General features: G+C 44.3%; 18 protein-coding genes and 2 pseudogenes. 6 read left to right on the plus strand and 14 right to left on the minus strand.

The annotated features are described in order from the left end of the window. Positions 1–258, minus strand: a 258-nt coding sequence (locus tag B7C60_RS17740; RefSeq protein ID WP_425445491.1) for a cation:proton antiporter domain-containing protein, incomplete at its 3' end; no start/stop codon positions are given. Continuing rightward, positions 248–799, minus strand: a complete 552-nt coding sequence (kefG, locus tag B7C60_RS03670) for a glutathione-regulated potassium-efflux system ancillary protein KefG (protein WP_099610479.1) — start codon at positions 797–799, stop codon at positions 248–250. The genes kefG and B7C60_RS17740, both read right to left, overlap by 11 nt. 394 nt (positions 800–1,193) lie before the next feature. Between kefG and B7C60_RS03675 the strand changes: the two genes are divergently transcribed. The 6 genes from B7C60_RS03675 (at position 1,194) to crp (ending at position 6,804) form a co-directional block, all read left to right on the plus strand. After that, positions 1,194–3,116, plus strand: a complete 1,923-nt coding sequence (locus B7C60_RS03675; RefSeq protein WP_099610480.1) for an ABC transporter ATP-binding protein — start codon at positions 1,194–1,196, stop codon at positions 3,114–3,116. Next, a complete protein-coding gene (locus B7C60_RS03680) occupies positions 3,113–3,583 on the plus strand; it encodes a TIGR02444 family protein (protein ID WP_099610481.1) in 471 nt (156 codons plus the stop codon). The genes B7C60_RS03675 and B7C60_RS03680 overlap by 4 nt, the downstream gene beginning before the upstream one ends. 92 nt (positions 3,584–3,675) lie before the next feature. Continuing rightward, positions 3,676–4,641, plus strand: a complete 966-nt coding sequence (locus B7C60_RS03685; protein WP_099610482.1) for a hydrolase — start codon at positions 3,676–3,678, stop codon at positions 4,639–4,641. A 105-nt stretch (positions 4,642–4,746) separates the two neighbouring features. Then, positions 4,747–4,956 (plus strand): YheU family protein, encoded by a 210-nt coding sequence (locus B7C60_RS03690; protein WP_099610483.1) that lies wholly within the window; start codon positions 4,747–4,749, stop codon positions 4,954–4,956. A 104-nt stretch (positions 4,957–5,060) separates the two neighbouring features. Then, positions 5,061–5,930: a phosphoribulokinase gene (locus tag B7C60_RS03695; protein WP_099610484.1), complete on the plus strand. Its 870-nt coding sequence runs from the start codon at positions 5,061–5,063 to the stop codon at positions 5,928–5,930. Positions 5,931–6,171: 241 nt separating this feature from the next. Next, positions 6,172–6,804 carry a cAMP-activated global transcriptional regulator CRP gene (gene crp / locus B7C60_RS03700; protein ID WP_004394497.1) on the plus strand — a complete coding sequence of 211 codons (633 nt, stop codon included), beginning with the start codon at positions 6,172–6,174 and terminating at the stop codon, positions 6,802–6,804. A gap of 61 nt (positions 6,805–6,865) precedes the next feature. Here the strand turns inward: crp and B7C60_RS03705 are convergent, their stop codons facing one another. The 12 genes and pseudogenes from B7C60_RS03705 to B7C60_RS17745 all read right to left on the minus strand — a co-directional run. Further along, positions 6,866–7,663 carry a DUF1338 domain-containing protein gene (locus B7C60_RS03705; protein ID WP_099610485.1) on the minus strand — a complete coding sequence of 266 codons (798 nt, stop codon included), beginning with the start codon at positions 7,661–7,663 and terminating at the stop codon, positions 6,866–6,868. A 35-nt stretch (positions 7,664–7,698) separates the two neighbouring features. Continuing rightward, positions 7,699–9,162: a succinylglutamate-semialdehyde dehydrogenase gene (gene astD / locus B7C60_RS03710; protein WP_099610486.1), complete on the minus strand. Its 1,464-nt coding sequence runs from the start codon at positions 9,160–9,162 to the stop codon at positions 7,699–7,701. A 17-nt stretch (positions 9,163–9,179) separates the two neighbouring features. Next, positions 9,180–10,199, minus strand: coding sequence for an arginine N-succinyltransferase (gene astA, locus B7C60_RS03715; RefSeq protein ID WP_099610487.1), 1,020 nt, complete (start codon positions 10,197–10,199; stop codon positions 9,180–9,182). 149 nt (positions 10,200–10,348) lie between these two features. Further along, the gene (locus B7C60_RS03720) at positions 10,349–11,560 is read right to left on the minus strand and encodes an aspartate aminotransferase family protein (protein ID WP_099610488.1); all 1,212 of its coding nucleotides are present in this window, start codon (positions 11,558–11,560) and stop codon (positions 10,349–10,351) included. A 363-nt stretch (positions 11,561–11,923) separates the two neighbouring features. Further along, complete coding sequence (locus B7C60_RS03725) at positions 11,924–12,502, minus strand: aminodeoxychorismate/anthranilate synthase component II (RefSeq protein ID WP_099610489.1); 579 nt, start codon at positions 12,500–12,502, stop codon at positions 11,924–11,926. Between the two features lie 69 nt (positions 12,503–12,571). Then, a complete protein-coding gene (gene trpS / locus B7C60_RS03730; protein ID WP_099610490.1) occupies positions 12,572–13,594 on the minus strand; it encodes a tryptophan--tRNA ligase in 1,023 nt (340 codons plus the stop codon). 130 nt (positions 13,595–13,724) lie between these two features. After that, positions 13,725–14,405, minus strand: a complete 681-nt coding sequence (locus tag B7C60_RS03735) for a phosphoglycolate phosphatase (RefSeq protein ID WP_099610491.1) — start codon at positions 14,403–14,405, stop codon at positions 13,725–13,727. A gap of 28 nt (positions 14,406–14,433) precedes the next feature. Beyond that, entirely contained in the window at positions 14,434–15,105 is a 672-nt protein-coding gene (gene rpe, locus B7C60_RS03740) for a ribulose-phosphate 3-epimerase (protein ID WP_099610492.1), read from the minus strand. A 103-nt stretch (positions 15,106–15,208) separates the two neighbouring features. Further along, the gene (locus tag B7C60_RS03745; protein WP_099610493.1) at positions 15,209–16,042 is read right to left on the minus strand and encodes a Dam family site-specific DNA-(adenine-N6)-methyltransferase; all 834 of its coding nucleotides are present in this window, start codon (positions 16,040–16,042) and stop codon (positions 15,209–15,211) included. Positions 16,043–16,112: 70 nt separating this feature from the next. Beyond that, positions 16,113–16,472, minus strand: a complete 360-nt coding sequence (locus tag B7C60_RS20055) for an SPOR domain-containing protein (RefSeq protein WP_425445493.1) — start codon at positions 16,470–16,472, stop codon at positions 16,113–16,115. A 75-nt stretch (positions 16,473–16,547) separates the two neighbouring features. Continuing rightward, a pseudogene (locus B7C60_RS03750) lies at positions 16,548–17,594 on the minus strand (ATP-binding protein); the annotation flags it as partial. A gap of 32 nt (positions 17,595–17,626) precedes the next feature. Then, positions 17,627–17,772, minus strand: a pseudogene (locus tag B7C60_RS17745) (3-dehydroquinate synthase); the annotation flags it as partial.

The raw sequence follows: 17,772 nt of genomic DNA on the forward strand, positions 1-17,772 counted from the left end.
GATCGGCCCTTTCATACGCCACAATCGCTTAGGGTTCAGCTCTAACCCAACTAAAAATAGCAATAGCACCACACCAAATTCAGCAAAGTGTAAAATTGCATTCACGTCATTAATGAGTTTTAAGCCCCAAGGTCCAATCACTATCCCAGCAAGTAAATACCCTAAAATCGCCCCAAGGCCTAGCCGCTGAGCAATCGGCACCGCGACCACAGCGGCCATCAAAAAAATCACCGAACTAGATAGCCAATCAGTCATCATGACATAACCCTTCTAGCCAAGAGACATATTGTGCGGCATGTTGTCGGCGTTCAGCATCACTGATATGCCTTGCCCAATAGATCACCAATGGGTCAATCCACTGCATACGACATAATGCTGCGGTTAATTCAAACGGCTGCAAAATGTCACTCAATGGATAACGATTGTAACCTTGCTCACTAAAAGCCTCTTGTTGTCCTCCGACGGTAATCACACTGCGCCAATATTTACCCCGCAACGCACTTTCAGGCCCAAAAGCGAAACCTTTGCCTAACACCATATCCATCCACTCTTTCAGTAAAGCTGGGCAAGAATAAAGATAGAGTGGATGCTGAAATACAATGACATCGTGAGCAAGTAGTCTCTGATGTTCGCGGTGAACATCAATGAAGAAATCAGGATATGTTGCATAAAGATCAATAAGTGTGACATGTGGTAACGTCGCGATGTGCTCGATCATCACCTGATTAGCCACCGAATGATCCGGATCAGGGTGAGCATAAATAACTAAAACCTTTGGCTTAACATCAGCCTCGCTCATTCTTAACTCCCTCGATAAGCAAATGAAGCGTAAAATACAGCACTCTCTTCCTAGAGCCTGTTCTTCCTAAGGTCTGTTGACCTTTCTCGATTAAATTTTGTTCAAGATAAAAACCACACGTTTTAATAAAAAGAATACATTAATTAATCACTTTTTATTAACAAACTATATATCAAAACAACTTAAAGTTGCAGATTAACCGCAAGTAAATCATGGCTCATAAAGATAGATAAGGGGGAGCATTGGGATAAAAACCATCGCCAATAATATTGAGATTCAAATACAAAAGCGATAAGCATCATAAGGACATACGAATGTATAATGTTCGACATTTATCCTGATTGCCCCTACTATTCGCGACGACACAATCACGGCTAACTAGATACGATTTATTATGATTACCTTCTCTGACATTCAGTTACTTCGCGGTGGGAAACCTCTCCTTGACCAAGCTTCTGCTACCATTCATCCTGGCGATAAAGTCGGACTAGTCGGAAAAAATGGCTGCGGTAAATCGACATTATTCGCTCTGCTCAAAGACGAACTATCCATTGATGCTGGATCGTTTAGCCTGCCTGCACATTGGGAAATGGCTTGGGTTGCTCAAGAAACACCAGCGCTTGAGCGTCAAGCCTTAGAGTATGTGATTGATGGCGATAGAGAATACCGTCAACTGGAAAAACAACTCAGTGAGGCTGAACGATTAGATAACGGCACACGAGTGGCTGAACTACATGGGCAAATCGAAACCATCGGTGGCTATAGTATTAAAGCTCGAGCTTCAGAACTGCTTGATGGATTGGGCTTTAGCCAAGAGCAGATGGGGTGGAACCTCACTCAATTTTCTGGTGGCTGGCGTATGCGTCTTAACCTTGCTCAAGCTCTTATTTGCCGCTCTGACTTACTATTACTTGACGAGCCCACTAACCACTTAGATTTAGATGCCGTGATGTGGTTAGAACGTTGGCTACAAAGTTATCCCGGTACCTTATTATTAATCTCTCATGATCGTGATTTTCTAGATCCAATCATTAATCGCATTATTCATATCGAAAATCAGCAGCTTAATGAATACACCGGAAACTATTCCTCTTTTGAAGTCCAACGTGCTCAAAAACTGATGCAGCAGCAAGCACAATTTCAAAAACAACAAAAACAGATGGCTCATATGCAGAGCTATATTGATCGTTTTCGTTATAAAGCATCTAAAGCACGCCAAGCCCAAAGCCGAATTAAAGCACTCGAAAAAATGGAAAAAGTGCTGCCAGCACAATTTGATAACCCCTTTAGTTTTGAATTTCGAGAGCCCAGCGCCTTACCCAATCCTATTTTAATGATGGATAACGTCAGTGCAGGTTATGGCGATCATCTTATTTTAGAAAAAATTCGTCTTAACTTGGTTCCCGGTAGTCGCATTGGTCTGCTTGGCCGTAACGGTGCGGGGAAATCCACGCTAATTAAACTGCTATCAAGCGAGCTAACCGCTCTAGGGGGCGATCTCACTTATTCTCAAGGAGTCAAAATTGGTTATTTTGCTCAGCACCAACTCGAGACCTTACACCCAGAAGAAACGCCACTACAGCATATGATGCAGCTTGCGCCTGAGAAAACCGAATTAGAACTACGTAATTATCTTGGTAGCTTTGGATTCCATGGCGATAAAGCACTCGAAAAAGTTGCCCCTTTCTCGGGGGGTGAAAAAGCACGCTTGGTGCTGGCGTTAGTGGTATGGCAAAAGCCAAATCTGCTACTGCTTGATGAACCAACCAACCACTTAGATCTAGATATGCGCCAAGCTCTCACACTGGCTTTACAAAGTTTTGAAGGCGCGATGGTGATCGTCAGTCACGATCGTTATTTACTACGAGCCACCACCGATGATCTTTATCTGGTTCATGATCGACAAGTCGCACCTTTTGATGGCGATCTGACCGATTACTATAAATGGCTCACTGATCAACAAAAAGCTGCACGTAAAGAAGCACAAGTAGCTCAACCCAATAAAGACAGCAGCAATAGTGCGGCCGCCAAAAAAGAACAAAAGCGTCGAGAAGCCGATTTTCGTAAGCAAACGGCACCAATTCGCAAAAAACTGACACAGCTCGAAGAAAAAATGGATACGTTGAATGCAATTTTAGCTCAAATGGAATTCACGTTATCTGATACCACCTTATATGACGGGGAAAATAAGGCTAAACTGACAGAGGTACTCGCCACACAAGCCAGTAGTAAATCTGAATTAGAATCGGTTGAAAGCGAATGGATGAGCGCACAAGAAAACCTCGAACAGATGGAACAGGAATTCAACAGTCAATGAATGATATGCACGCCACGTCTTTACTGACCCTGGAAAGCCTATGGCAATTCAGTTTACGCTATTACAGTGTTCGAGAAGTCAAAGAGGCGTGCTTATGCTTGCAAAATCAGTTTCATGGCAATGTAAATTTACTATTGTTGCTCAAATGGTTAGATGAGAAACAACTGACCTTCCCTGAATCGGCTTGGGCAACAATTGCCAGCGCATTAGCGCAAACTGAAGATCTTATCGAACATTACCGAGAACTGCGTCGTAAGCTAAAGTCTCACCTACCCGATACACTATATCGCGAAGCCCTACAATTTGAATTGCAGATAGAAAAACAGCAGCAAGCCGATCTCATCGCCTGTATTCATCAGCTCCCAATGACCACATCAAGCGAGATACCCCTCACTACAAACTACTGTCAGCAGCTAGGAGCATCACATTTGAGCCAACGATTCTCGTCCCCCGTCAACATCGGCTAAAGCAAAGCAAGCCGAACATCATGGTTCTCGTTAGGAAGGGCATATGACTTCGGTGTATACTGGCGCGATAAATTATGAGTTAGGGTCAAATAATGCATCCATTCGTTGCCGCCAGCGGTTTACAAAACCCGCACTTACAAACACTGCTCCCCCGTTTCATTCGCAAAAAGGCACGGTTTGAACCCACGTGGCAAACACTCGATACCCCCGATGGTGATTTTCTCGATCTCGCTTGGAGTGAAGCGCCGGGCACAAAAAAGGCGCAAAGCAAACCTATTTTTATTCTATTCCACGGTTTGGAAGGCTCTTTTTATAGCCCTTATGCCAATGGATTAATGGATGCCTTTGCCAAACAGGGCTGGCTTTCGGTCATGATGCATTTTCGCGGCTGTAGTGGTAAACCGAATCACTTAGCTCGTGCTTATCATTCTGGAGAAACTGCAGATGCCCGCTGGGTACTTGAATATTTACGCCAACAATTTCCCCAACAACCGATTGTCGCTACCGGAGTATCCTTAGGCGGTAATATGTTGATCAATTACCTTGCGGATTATCAAACGGATCCCATTGTTACCGCTGCCACGGCCATTTCAGCTCCTTTGGACTTAGCCGCTTGCTCACAACGTATTGAACAAGGTTTTTCCAAACTCTATTGTCGTTATTTGCTCTCATCATTAAAACGCAACGCGTTGAAAAAGCATCGCTTACTCCAAGACACACTCGGACTTTCAGAAAACGGTATTCAACGAATCACAAAACTGTATGACTTTGATCAGCTCATTACCGCCCCACTGCATGGTTTTAAAAATGCGCATGATTACTATCAACGCTGTTCTGGTATGCAGCGATTGAAAGAAATCCGCACCCCAACCCAGATCATCCATGCCAAAGATGACCCATTTATGACCGATGCCGTCATTCCTAAATTTTCGCTGCCCGACAATATAGATTATCGACTATTTACTAATGGTGGCCATGTCGGATTTATCTCCGGCACCCTCACACAACCGGAGCTTTGGTTAGAAAAGGCCCTCCCCGACTACTACGCAGGGCTGTAAGCCTTTTCATTCGCCTGACCACAAAGCTCGCTGTTTATCACTTTTATCATTCTAAAACTGTGGCTCACCGATTGATCTTCGAACATAAAATAAATTGAGGTATTTATGATCGTACCTTGGCAACAGATCGCCAATGAAACCTTAGAGAATTTAATCCGAGAATTTGTATTAAGAGAAGGGACAGACTACGGTGAAACAGAGGTGAGCTTGCAAGATAAAATCGAGCAAGTAAAGCACCAACTGGAAACAGGAGATGCGGTGATCGTCTATTCAGAATTACATGAAACGATCGATATCAAAAGTAAAATTCGCTAATTGAGTGTGAATCTGCCATTTTCTGCGGCGAATTTTCCATGATATAGTGAAAACTAACAACACGGTCACTGTGGCCTGTTGAGGATTTATAGACAAGGTTTGTCATGTCAGCAAAGTACCCTATTATTGCCGTCACTGGCTCTTCAGGCGCAGGAACCACCACGACATCAGAAGCATTTCGGAAAATGTTCAATATGATGAACATTAAACCCGCTTGGGTCGAAGGAGACAGTTTTCATCGTTTTACCCGCCCAGAAATGGATATTGAAATTCGAAAAGCGCGTGAACAAGGTCGCCACATCAGTTATTTTGGCCCACAAGCGAATGATTTTCCCGCGCTACAAGAATTTTTTCGGGAATATGGTAAATCAGGTACGGGTCAAATTCGCCGTTACCTGCATACGTTTGATGAAGCCGTTCCCTATAATCAAATGCCCGGTACCTTTACCCCGTGGCAACAGCTGCCTGAAGATACTGATGTATTGTTTTATGAAGGACTTCATGGCGGAGTTGTCGATGGCGAAATCAATGTTGCGCAGCATGTTGACTTTTTGATAGGCATGGTACCGATTGTCAATTTAGAATGGATTCAAAAATACGTTCGAGATACCCGTGATAGAGGTCATTCGCGAGAAGCGGTCATGGACTCCATCGTTCGCTCAATGGATGATTACCTTAATTACATCACGCCACAATTTTCTCGCACGCACATTAACTTTCAACGTGTTCCAACGGTTGACACGTCTAATCCACTGAACGCCAAAGGCATTCCTAGCTTAGATGAAAGTTTTGTGGTGATTCGACTGCGAGGGATCAAGAATGTCGATTATCCTTATCTATTAGCGATGATAGACGGTTCATTTATGTCTCGCCACAACACCATCGTTGTCCCCGGTGGAAAAATGAGCTTTACCATGGAGTTAATCGTTCGACCACTACTGCAACAGTTGATTGAATCGGGCAAAATTGGTTAATCATTCCGTGCTAATGACGATTACTTTTCATACCGTGATCATGTGCACACTTTTGCTTAGATTATCCGTACTTTGATACGATTAAAATCAAGAAATCGCCTGAGAAAAAGGATACTATTCCATACCGAACACAAGATAGCTTGCAGCAATTAGGAAGTCCTCTTATTCTAGTTAACCCATTAAGGCTTCGCTAAAATATATGGACAGCAGCGAGCATACCCTGCAGAGGAAGTGAGATATTATGGTTCTAGGTAAACCTCAAACCGACCCAACACTAGAGTGGTTTCTTTCACATTGTCATATTCATAAGTACCCTTCTAAAAGCACGCTGATTCATGCGGGCGAAAAGGCAGAAACTTTGTACTACATTGTCAAAGGGTCTGTTGCGGTACTGATTAAAGATGAAGAAGGTAAAGAGATGATTCTTTCTTACCTTAATCAAGGTGATTTCATCGGCGAGCTTGGTTTGTTCGAAGAAGATCAAGAACGTACCGCTTGGGTTCGAGCTAAATCGCCTTGTGAAGTGGCAGAGATCTCATTTAAAAAATTCCGCCAATTGATTCAAGTTAACCCTGATATTCTGATGCGTTTGTCAGGCCAAATGGCCCGTCGTCTGCAAGTCACCAGCCAAAAAGTTGGCGACCTTGCCTTCTTAGACGTGACTGGTCGTATTGCGCAAACGCTTCTCAACCTAGCAAAACAACCTGATGCAATGACTCATCCTGATGGGATGCAAATCAAAATCACTCGTCAGGAAATTGGCCAAATCGTCGGTTGTTCACGTGAAACTGTGGGTCGTATTTTAAAAATGCTGGAAGAGCAAAACTTAATTTCAGCACACGGCAAAACCATTGTCGTTTACGGTACCCGCTAGCGATATTAAATAACAGATGCACAAAGCTACTTTATTCATTTTAAAGTAGCTTTTTATTTGGTCACGACTTTCTATCTGTGCTCTCAAAAATTTTATCGGCAGAAGCGGCAACAAAGCCTTGATAGAGTTGTCCATTTACCATTGGATAACGTTTAGCAAATTCATAAAAACCACCAGGAATCACTTCAACACCTTCGTGAAACGATACTGGCACCCTATCGGCCATGGTCGAGGACTGTTCTAGTAATACTTCTGGGGTTCCTTTCACTTCACCGCCATGTTCGTTAATGGTGAAGCCTGCCTGACGTAAATGGTCATTGACCGCTTTAACCTGATTGAATGCCTTGAGCTGATTCACACTGACCGTAAAGTGATTTGCCCCATAGCCATGAGCCGCTAACCATGCCGCATATTCGCTCTCTTTGGCTAAGATTTGATAATCAGCAAACGAGAGATCCCATAGACGGCCTGCGTAAAGAAAGTCAACATGATCAAAACGAGACGTATCCACTTGAGCCACTAACTTAGCGACTATCGCTTGTAACTCAGCTGAACACGCTTCAACTTTTAATTCACTAATAAACACTTTCGGCTGCTTAGGATCTGAGTGCTCGTAATGCTTAGCGACTAACTTTTTGCTCTCAAACAAATAATCACCACACGCTTGATAACCTAAGGCTAGAAAAGGCTGAGCTAAAGTATTCATGCCCAGCGGTGCGATATTAAAGGTTCGTAAAGCAATATGGTCATTGATTAGCGGAAAACCTTCTTGTAGTAACTGATGCACTTGCTGCGCAGAAGGACAAAGTCGTGTGGTGTAATCAGCCCATAAGGCTTGGAATAATTCATCAACAGTCATAGCGCCTCCTTATTTTTACCCAACCATTTACTCGTTTATAGGATAAGCTCGATCCCAGGCGCTAAAGTCGTGGGCAATTGTGTGCTTTCCCCTTCCATCGAAGCCATAGGATAAGCGCAATAATCTGCCGCATAATACGCACTAGGACGTAAGTTTCCAGAAGCACCGGGGCCACCAAAAGGCGCATCACCACTGGCTCCGGTCAATGGGCGGTTACGGTTGACAATTCCGGCACGAATATGATCGATAAAATAGTGCCACTCTGTATCGTCGGTAGAAATCAGCCCCGCAGACAACCCAAAACGAGTCTGATTCGCAAATGCGACAGCTTGCTCGAACGTCTGATAACGGACCACTTGCAGCAATGGGCCAAAATATTCTTCATCGGGTAAATTATCGATCTCCGTCACATCAAGAATGGCGGGAGTAACAAACGCAAAATGAGACAGCTGAGCCGCCAACAATGGCTTAGCTCCGAGCGAACATAAATGTTCCTGTGCTTGAATCATTGCCCGTGCTGCGGCAACCGAGATTAACGGCCCCATAAAAGGAGCAGGCTCGGCAAACGGTTCATCAATGATTAAATTGGCCGCAGTACTAACCAACTTCGCTAGCAGTCGATCGCCAGATTCATCAGCAGGAAGATACAAGCGACGAGCACAAGTACAACGCTGCCCTGCACTAATAAAGGCAGATTGAATAATAGTATAAACGGTGGCATCAATCTCACCATACTGCTTCGACACCACCAACGGGTTGTTACCACCCATTTCTAATGCCAACATTTTCTCAGGTTGACCAGCAAACTGACGGTGTAAGAGGTGGCCAGTATTGGCGCTCCCCGTGAACAGTAATCCATCAATATTCGCAGAACTTGCTAGCGCAATGCCCGTCTCTTTACCACCTTGCACAAGGTTCAACACACCATCGGGTAATCCCGCTTGTTGCCAAAGCTTGGCCGCTAATTCGCCACACCAAGGTGTTTGTTCTGAAGGTTTAAATACGACCGTATTACCCGCCAATAAAGCCGGAACAATATGTCCATTCGGTAGATGAACAGGAAAGTTATAAGGGCCAAATACCGCCATGACTCCCAGCGGGCAATGACGTAACACTAGTTGACTTCCCGCAGTTGCACGGTGTTGTTCCCCTGTGCGATCTTGATAAGCCCGAATGGAAATGGCAATTTTTCCCGCCATCGCTGCAGCTTCAGTGCGTGCTTCCCATAACGGTTTTCCGGTCTCTTTAGCGATGATTTCTGCGATATTTTCACTATTGGCTTGAACAAGATCAGCAAAGCGGAGCAGGATTTGCTCTCGCTCATGATAGGGACAATTTTTCCAACGAATAAAGGCCGAACGGGCCGCTGCAATCGCTTGCTCTACTTGAACTTGACTCGCACTATTTCCTTGCCAAATTACGCAACCGTTATATGAACTGAGTGAGGAAAAAACCTCTCCATCACCAGCTAACCATTGCCCATTAATCCATTGTGTCATGATCTTGCCCCTTTATTTTATTGCGCTAGAATCCGCAACCAGTCTCCTTGCTCGACCTCTAGTACTTTCGCGACGTCAGGTGTAATGATCACCACCTCACGTTCTCGGTTATAGCCCGCCTTGGCTGCCGTTGCCCGAAAATTCTCAAAGGTACAATTACACATTAAGTAATCTTGCCCACTAGCATGGCGAGCCACTTCAACTCGAGCCCGTACGGAGTGACGCACAGACTCAATGTGACGAAGGTCACATTCTACTGTTGGGCCGGCATCAAAAATGTCGACATAATTACGACAAGTAAACCCCTCTTGTTCAAGCAAAGCTAATGCTGGTCGAGTATTGTCATGCACTTGCCCGATCACCGCTTGCGCTTCTGGACTGAGCAAGTTGATATAAATCGGTAGCTTTGGCATCAAATCAGCAATAAAACCTTTTTTACCAATACCGGTCAGATAGTCAGCCAGTGTAAAGTCAATCGAGAAAAAGTGCTGTTGTAACCACTGCCAGAAGGGAGAGTTACCCTTGTCATCCGAAACGCCGCGCATTTCCGCAAAAATAGTTTGCGAGAAGCGCTCTGGATGCTCTGCCATCATTAAAAAACGGCTTTTCGATAATAAACGGCCATTTAAGCCTTGGCGGTAAGGCTCACGTAGGAATAATGTACATATTTCACTGCACCCAGTGTAATTATTGCCAAACGTCAACAGTTTAACCGTATTATGCACCCCCAACTTATGAGATGAATGGACAATGGTACTGATATGATAGGAATAACTCGGGCGATCCCAACCAACAGCCGCTTCAATTCCGGTTGTCCCCACCACCTCACCCGTCTCTGAATCCACCCCAACCATCAGATAGCCTTCATCACTCGGATATAACACCTCTGCTTTGGCAAAGCTATATTCTGAGTGTTCGATGCGTTTCGTTAGCAGTTCTTGATTGACCGGCAATGAAGTAAAGCCATAACCGGACTCTACCGCACAAGTATGTAAAGCGTCGAAGTCTGAGATGGCAATTGGACGAATAACTAGCATCAATATTCCCTCCTGACGCATGAAGAATCTAGGGTTTGTTGACCTTTCGCGATTAAACTTTGTTCGAAAGGTCAACTGCCCCTAGGGAGAGAGATGAAACCTAGAGGCACACCCACCGGCTCCATGGTGGATGTAGTGAATCAAGCGATCTAAACCAGTGAAGCAATCGCTTGATCCAATTTTTCCAAACCAAGTTCGATCTCTTGCTGACTAATAATCAGCGATGGGGTAATGCGTATTACACTGGCTCCCGCCACCAAGATCATTAAACCTTGCTGACCGGCTGCGACAAGAATCTCTCTTGCTCGGCCTTGCCATTGCTCATTAAGCTCGGCACCAACCAATAGACCTTTCCCTCGAATTTCTTTAAAAACTTGATACTTATCGTTTATTTTAGCCAAACCTTGACGGATCCATTCGCCACGCTTAACAACCCCCGCTAGCGTCTCTGGCTGACTCACAATCTGCACGACCGCTTCTGCAACGGCACATGCTAATGGATTTCCACCATAAGTTGACCCATGCGTACCGACACTTAAATGTTTTGCCAGCTTATCGGTCGTCAACATTGCGCCAATGGGGAAACCTCCTCCGAGCGATTTGGCCGTACTAAGAATATCAGGTTTCACACCGATACCTTGGTAGGCATAGAAATCTCCCGTACGTCCATTGCCCGTTTGAACCTCATCAAAAATCAGCAATGCATGGTGTTTATCACAAAGCTCTCGTACGGCTTGAATAAATGGAGCAGAGGGTGAAATTAGACCACCTTCACCTTGTAAGGGTTCCATCATCACCGCACAGGTACGATCAGAGATCTGCGCTTGTAATGCACTGATATCATTATAAGGAAGATGGGTGACATTGCCCGGCTTCGGGCCAAAACCATCGGAGTATGCGGCTTGCCCCCCAACCGTGACGGTAAAAAAGGTTCGGCCATGAAATCCCTGAGTAAAGGCAATAATTTCTGATTTTTCCGGGCCAAAGTTATCCGCCGCATAACGGCGAGCCAACTTTAAGGCGGCTTCATTCGCTTCCGCGCCTGAATTAGCAAAAAAAACTTTTTCAGCAAAGCTGAGCTCAGTTAACCGCTTCGCTAAGCGTAAAGCTGGCTCATTAGTCATTACATTACTCAAATGCCATAACTTATTGGCTTGGTCTGTCAATGCTTGAACCAAAACGGGATGACAATGGCCCAAGCAACTGACCGCAATACCGCCAGCAAAATCGATATATTCACGCCCTTGCTGATCCCAGACTCGGGAGCCTTGACCTTTGACTGGAATAAATTCCATCGGGCTATAGCAAGGTACCATCACCTCATCAAATAAAGCACGATCCACATGTTTTTCTACCGTCATCACAGATTCCTTCTCGATACTACATGCCAAGCAGCGCAACGATGGCGTAACAAAATCCCCATAAAAGATTTTGTATTGCATTCTAGCCTACCAAGCATTTTATTTACAAAATATTAACCAATTCAATAGTGAATTATGCTTTTTAACTGTCTATCAAACAGACTAGTATGACCCAATGTGATTATTTATGCATTAAATCACAAATTTTATGAAGCTTTTTTTCTCTTTAACAAAAAACAGTTCCCAAAGGACAATAAATTCAGAGAATGGATAGAACAGCAGAAAATCTGGCGCATAAGTTGTCAAAACTTAAAATGGCTTATAAAAGAAGGATAAATGTAAAAAAAGTGATCAAACAGAGGATTAGCGACGTAAAAAATTGGCCAATAATTGGTGGCCTTGCTCGGTTTTTATCGATTCGGGATGAAACTGAACCGCATCAATTGGCCAAGTTTTATGGTGATACCCCATAATCTCATCCATTGCTCCATTCGCATGCTCAGTCCAAGCGGTCAATTCAAACTGATCGGATAAGGTGTCTGGTGCTACGACGAGAGAGTGATAACGAGTTACGGTCAGTGGATTATTTAATCCAGCAAACACACCGCTTCCCGTATGGCGAATTCGCGAGGTTTTACCATGCATGACTTGTCGAGCGCGAACAATATCGGCCCCAAAGACTTGTGCAATCGCTTGATGACCGAGACAAACCCCCAAAATCGGTAATTTCCCAGCAAAATGTTCAATCGCGGCGAGAGAGATCCCAGCTTCATTCGGTGTACCAGGCCCGGGGGAAATCACTAAATGGCTAGGTGCTAAGGCCTCGATTTGCTGAATATTGATTGCATCGTTACGCACAACATCAACCTTTACCCCCAATTGGCAAAAGTACTGGTATAAGTTATAGGTGAATGAGTCGTAATTATCGATAATCAGTAACATAGATGGCGATGAGCAAACGAATGATGAGCAAAAAAGAAAACAGGCCAGTTACACTGACCTGCCAAACCATTAAACGCGAGCAACAAAGCCAACCGCATCAAATACCTTTTTCAAGGTTGTTAATGCTTGGGCTGACGCTTTCTCGGCCCCTTGACTCATCACACTGTTAAGATAACTGCGGTCATCACGAATTCGATGATATTCTGCCTGGACGGGTTCGAGCATCGCAACCAGTGCTTCTCCGACATCTTTCTTAAATGGGCCATACATTTCAACCCCAGCATACTGGGCTTCAATATCTGCAAAAGATTGACCCGTTGCCGCAGAGAATAAGCCCATTAAGTTAGAAATACCGGCCTTATTTTCCACATCGTAAGCGATACGTGGTGGTGTCTCGGTATCAGTTTGTGCTTTGTTGATCTTTTTAATGATAGATTTAGGATCTTCCAACAAAGTGATCACGTTTTTGCGATTATCATCCGACTTCGACATTTTCTTCGTCGCATCCTGTAAGCTCATCACTCGCGCATTCACTTTGGGTATATACGGCTCTGGAATAGTAAAAATTGGCGTTTCAGAATCTGGACAATATATATTATTGAATCGTGTTGCAATATCGCGGGCCAATTCCAAATGCTGTTTTTGATCGCTACCGACCGGCACCTGATGCGCGCCATACAATAAAATATCCGCAGCCATAAGTACCGGATAGTCAAATAGCCCAGCATTGACATCGTTAGCGTAACGCGCTGATTTGTCTTTGAATTGAGTCATACGGCTCAATTCGCCCATTTGCGTGTAACAGTTAAGAATCCAACCCAATTGAGCATGTTCTGGTACATGAGACTGAACGAATAATGTGCTCTTTTGAGGATCAACACCAACCGCTAAGCAGATTGCCAATGCATCTAAGGTTGCTTCACGCAATGCTTTCGGATCTTGACGAACCGTGATCGCATGGAGATCAACCACACAATAGTGACAATCATAATCGTCTTGCATCTGTTGCCATTGACGTAGAGCACCCAAGTAATTACCGATACTTAGTTCACCAGACGGTTGAACACCACTCAATACGATGGGTTTGCTCATGGGTATGATTCCTTGTTACTGAATACGAAATAAGACAGAAAACTCTGTGAAAAACAGTGCCCGCCGATTGCGGGCACAAGATAGCAGTGTACTCATTGATGAGTATTTTACTAGTGGCAAGTGATAATTTTTAAGCGCAAACCATAACGACATCAATGAGCTGAGCAATATCATCTGCTACCACATCAGGTTCAGCAGCCGAGATAGGCTCACCGTGGTTGTAGCCATAAGTCAAACCAAACGATGCGCATCCGGCATTTTTCGCAGCTAGAATATCATTTTTAGAATCACCTACCATTAACATCTGTTGCGGAGCTAGTCGATATTTAGCTAATAACCACTCTAATGCCATCGGATTCGGTTTTTTCTCAGCAAATGTATCACCACCAATGATATCGCGGAAAAATTCACGGATTCCATGTTGGGTTAATACATCTGGGACAAATTTACTCGGTTTATTGGTTACTAACGCTAAGATAAACCCCGCTTGATGAAGTTCGGCTAAGGTTTGCTTTACATGTGGGTAAAGGTGACTCTGTTGATGGCCGGTTTTTGCGTAATAATCATCAAATAACTCGCGAGCTTGATGACAGATAGCCGGATCTAATGCTGAATCAACCTGTAAACCTTGGCTCAAACAGCGAGCAATGAGTATATCTGCACCATTACCGACATAATCACGCACTTGCTGTTCAGAAACGCTAGGAAACCCTAACGCTTGCACTGCTTGATCCGCAGCAATGGCTAAATCAGGTACGCTATCGAGTAAGGTGCCGTCGAGATCAAAGGCAATTAACTTTATTGGTTGCAAAACTTATTCCTAATGAGTGAATGAGGGATTACTTAACCTTGGCCAATTCCGCACGCATGGCATTAAGTACCGCTTGATAATCTGGCTGACCAAAAATAGCCGATCCGGCGACAAACATATCGGCACCAGCTTGGGCAATTTCAGCAATGTTATCTACCTTCACACCACCGTCAATTTCCAAACGAATAGAGCGACCACTTTGTTCAATTCGTTCCCGAACAGCACGCAATTTGTCTAACGTGTGTGGTATAAATGATTGACCACCAAACCCTGGGTTTACCGACATCAGTAGAATAAGGTCAACTTTATCCATAATATAGTCAAGATGACTGAGCGGAGTGGCTGGGTTTAATACCACTCCGGCTTGACAGCCGTGTTCTTTGATCAGCTGTAAAGTACGATCGACATGATCTGAGGCTTCAACATGAAAGGTAATCATTGATGCCCCCGCTTTGGCAAAATCAGGAATAATTCGGTCAACGGGTTTTACCATCAAATGAACGTCGATAGGCGCGGTAATTCCATAATCACGTAGTGCTTGACAGATTGGAGCACCAAAGGTGAGGTTCGGCACATAATGATTATCCATCACATCAAAGTGAATAACATCTGCCCCAGCTGCCAGAACTTTTTCAACATCGTCGCCTAGACGAGCAAAATCTGCCGAGAGAATGGATGGAGCAATAAGGAAATCTTTCATGGCTAACCTCTTTGGTGATGGAATGCACAGAACGGCGGTAACGCATTCTACCCTAAGGAAGCGATGAGATCCTAGGATCTGTTGCCGAAAAATAATTGATCAATCAGCAAACAAACCCTTTGTTCGGGGTAAACAATGCGAGCAATTCGTCCACTTTATTGCGTCCAGCACCATTACGGCTAATGGTGCGTTTCACTTGAACGGCATTCAGTTGGGCACCATGATAGAGGCGACGAGTTAAAATTGTGTCATGGTTAGAGATAAGCACAGGAATACCTCGTTCTTGCGCGGTTTTTTCTGCAATATCAGCCAATGCAGCTTGATCATCAAGTGAAAAACCATTCCCCGCATACGAGGTAAAATTTGCGGTCATAGACAAGGGGGCATAAGGGGGATCACAGTAAATAACACTCTCTTGCGTCGCTTGACTGAATGTTTGATGATAACCGGCACAAATAAAGGTTGCTCGCTGTGCTTTTTCAGCAAAAAACTCTAACTCAGCTTCAGGAAAGTACGGTTTTTTATACGAACCAAAAGGCACATTAAACCCTCCTTTTTTGTTATAACGGCATAAACCATTAAACCCAAAACGATTCATATAAAGGAAGGCCAATGAGCGGTACATGATGTCATCACAGCTGTTGAACTGTTTACGGACATCCAAATAAGCTTCTTTGCGATTATTCTCCGGTGTAAACCAACGTTTTGCTTCGCGAATGTAATGATCCGGTTCCGTTTTTAACAGGTTATATAAATTGATTAAGTCAGGATTAATATCCGCCAACAAATAATGCTCAAAATCACTATTGAGAAAAATTGACCCAGCCCCGACAAAGGGTTCAACCAACTCTCGGGCGGATGGCAAATGGCGTTGGATCTCTTCGACTAGGCCAAACTTACCCCCAGCCCATTTCAAAAAGGCACGCTGCTTTTTCATCTACCGCTCTAATCAATCACCGAAAAAAATAAGGAGCGGAATGTAACATATTTTCCGCCCAAACTCAGCGTTATTTCGCACGTTCAATCTCTCGGTGTACTTGACTGAGTGATTTAGCCCATGGACCTAACGTTTGAATAGCGGTAGGCAAGGTAGCAACGGCGTCACGCGCTAACTGAATGGTTGGATAATTCTGGTAAGTCACGATATACCAATCAACGTCATTGCGTAAGGTAGGATAAACATTCACCTGCCCCTCTAGCTGGTATTGATCGATAAACGCTTGAACTTCTTGTAATGAGTTAACTGCGGCCAATTGCAAAGTGTAGCTGCGAGGTGACATGTCAAGCAACACTTCTCTAGCAAACGAAAAACGAATCAACCCAGGTTGCTCGGGAGGCTCAGTTAAAGCAACGGGCTCCAGTGGCATATCGGCATTATCCGCCTGAATATTGACTGCAGGCTGTACCTCACTGGCACTTGTCTCAACGGGCTGCTGAGGCTTTCCTTCTAACAAGGCATCGACCACATCAGAGCTAATGACCACTCGTTGATGAGCAGAATCAGCAATCCCCACTGCTTCTGAACTTTCTTTCACATCCGGAGGTAGTGCTGCTGAATCATCATCCATACCAGTGAAATCGGGCTGGGATGAGGCCGCATTCTCGACAAGTTCTGGTTGGCTCAACTCGATGTCATGTGGGGGTAGTGTCGGAATCACCGTTTGCTCGATGGTTTTTTGGCTGTCAATGAATTGCTGACTTTTTTCATCCGCAGAGGGTTGCAACCACATCCACCAATACCCCCCACCAATCATGAGTAGCAGCAAAACAGTCACCAGAGCAATATTCATTGGTGAGGCAATAATAGAACGAATAATGATCCGTTTTTCATTTTTCTGTTCAGTTAAAGCCATAATCTCCCCCGGAAGCAGTTTTACTTTTTTATAGGCGGCGCGAACCTGACGTTCGAGTTCAGGCTCGATATAGCGCATGACTCGTTGTTCAAATAACCGATCAGCCTCATATTGACTCAGAGGTTCAATGTCTAATTCTATCGGCTTATGCTCTTGCCCGTAGGTTAAGCGTGTTAACAAGGCATCAAGACGGTTTGCCTGAGCAAATAGCACAACATTAATCGTCCAACGAGGATGACTTTGCGCTTCCAACACCCACATCCATAATTCGGAAAGTAAAGCATCCGATAATAGATGAGCATCATCAATCGCAATCACCATATCGCATTCATCTTCACCAATCAGATAGCAAAAGCTATCGAGCAACGCATCACTCGGATTGAAGAGAGGCTCAGAGACCAATTGATTCAAAATGGTGGTTCTACGTTGCTCATCGCTTTGACTAGGATGACAAAGCAATAAGGATTGGTTCTTGTCTTCAGCCCAATGCTCTAGATAGCGCTGCGCAAGCCAAGACTTCCCGGCACCCAGTCCACCATAAACGTTAACAAAATTAGAACCAAAACGAGTAAGAAGCTGCAAACGTTCAAGCAGCTCGGTCTGAGAATCTAACTCTAATTCATGTGCTAAACTCATCAACTATCCTAATGATCCCAATCAATTGATTATTAGTTACGACACGCTTCAATGGCTTGCTTTATCACCGCTTGAGGAACGCCTTTCACCACTTCTGCACGGCCAATGGCGGTTGGTAATACCAAGCGCAACTCTCCCGCCAATACTTTTTTATCTCGCATCATATGCTGAATAAAAT

It is taken from the genome of Vibrio fujianensis (assembly GCF_002749895.1).
Classification (GTDB): Bacteria; Pseudomonadota; Gammaproteobacteria; order Enterobacterales; family Vibrionaceae; genus Vibrio; species Vibrio fujianensis.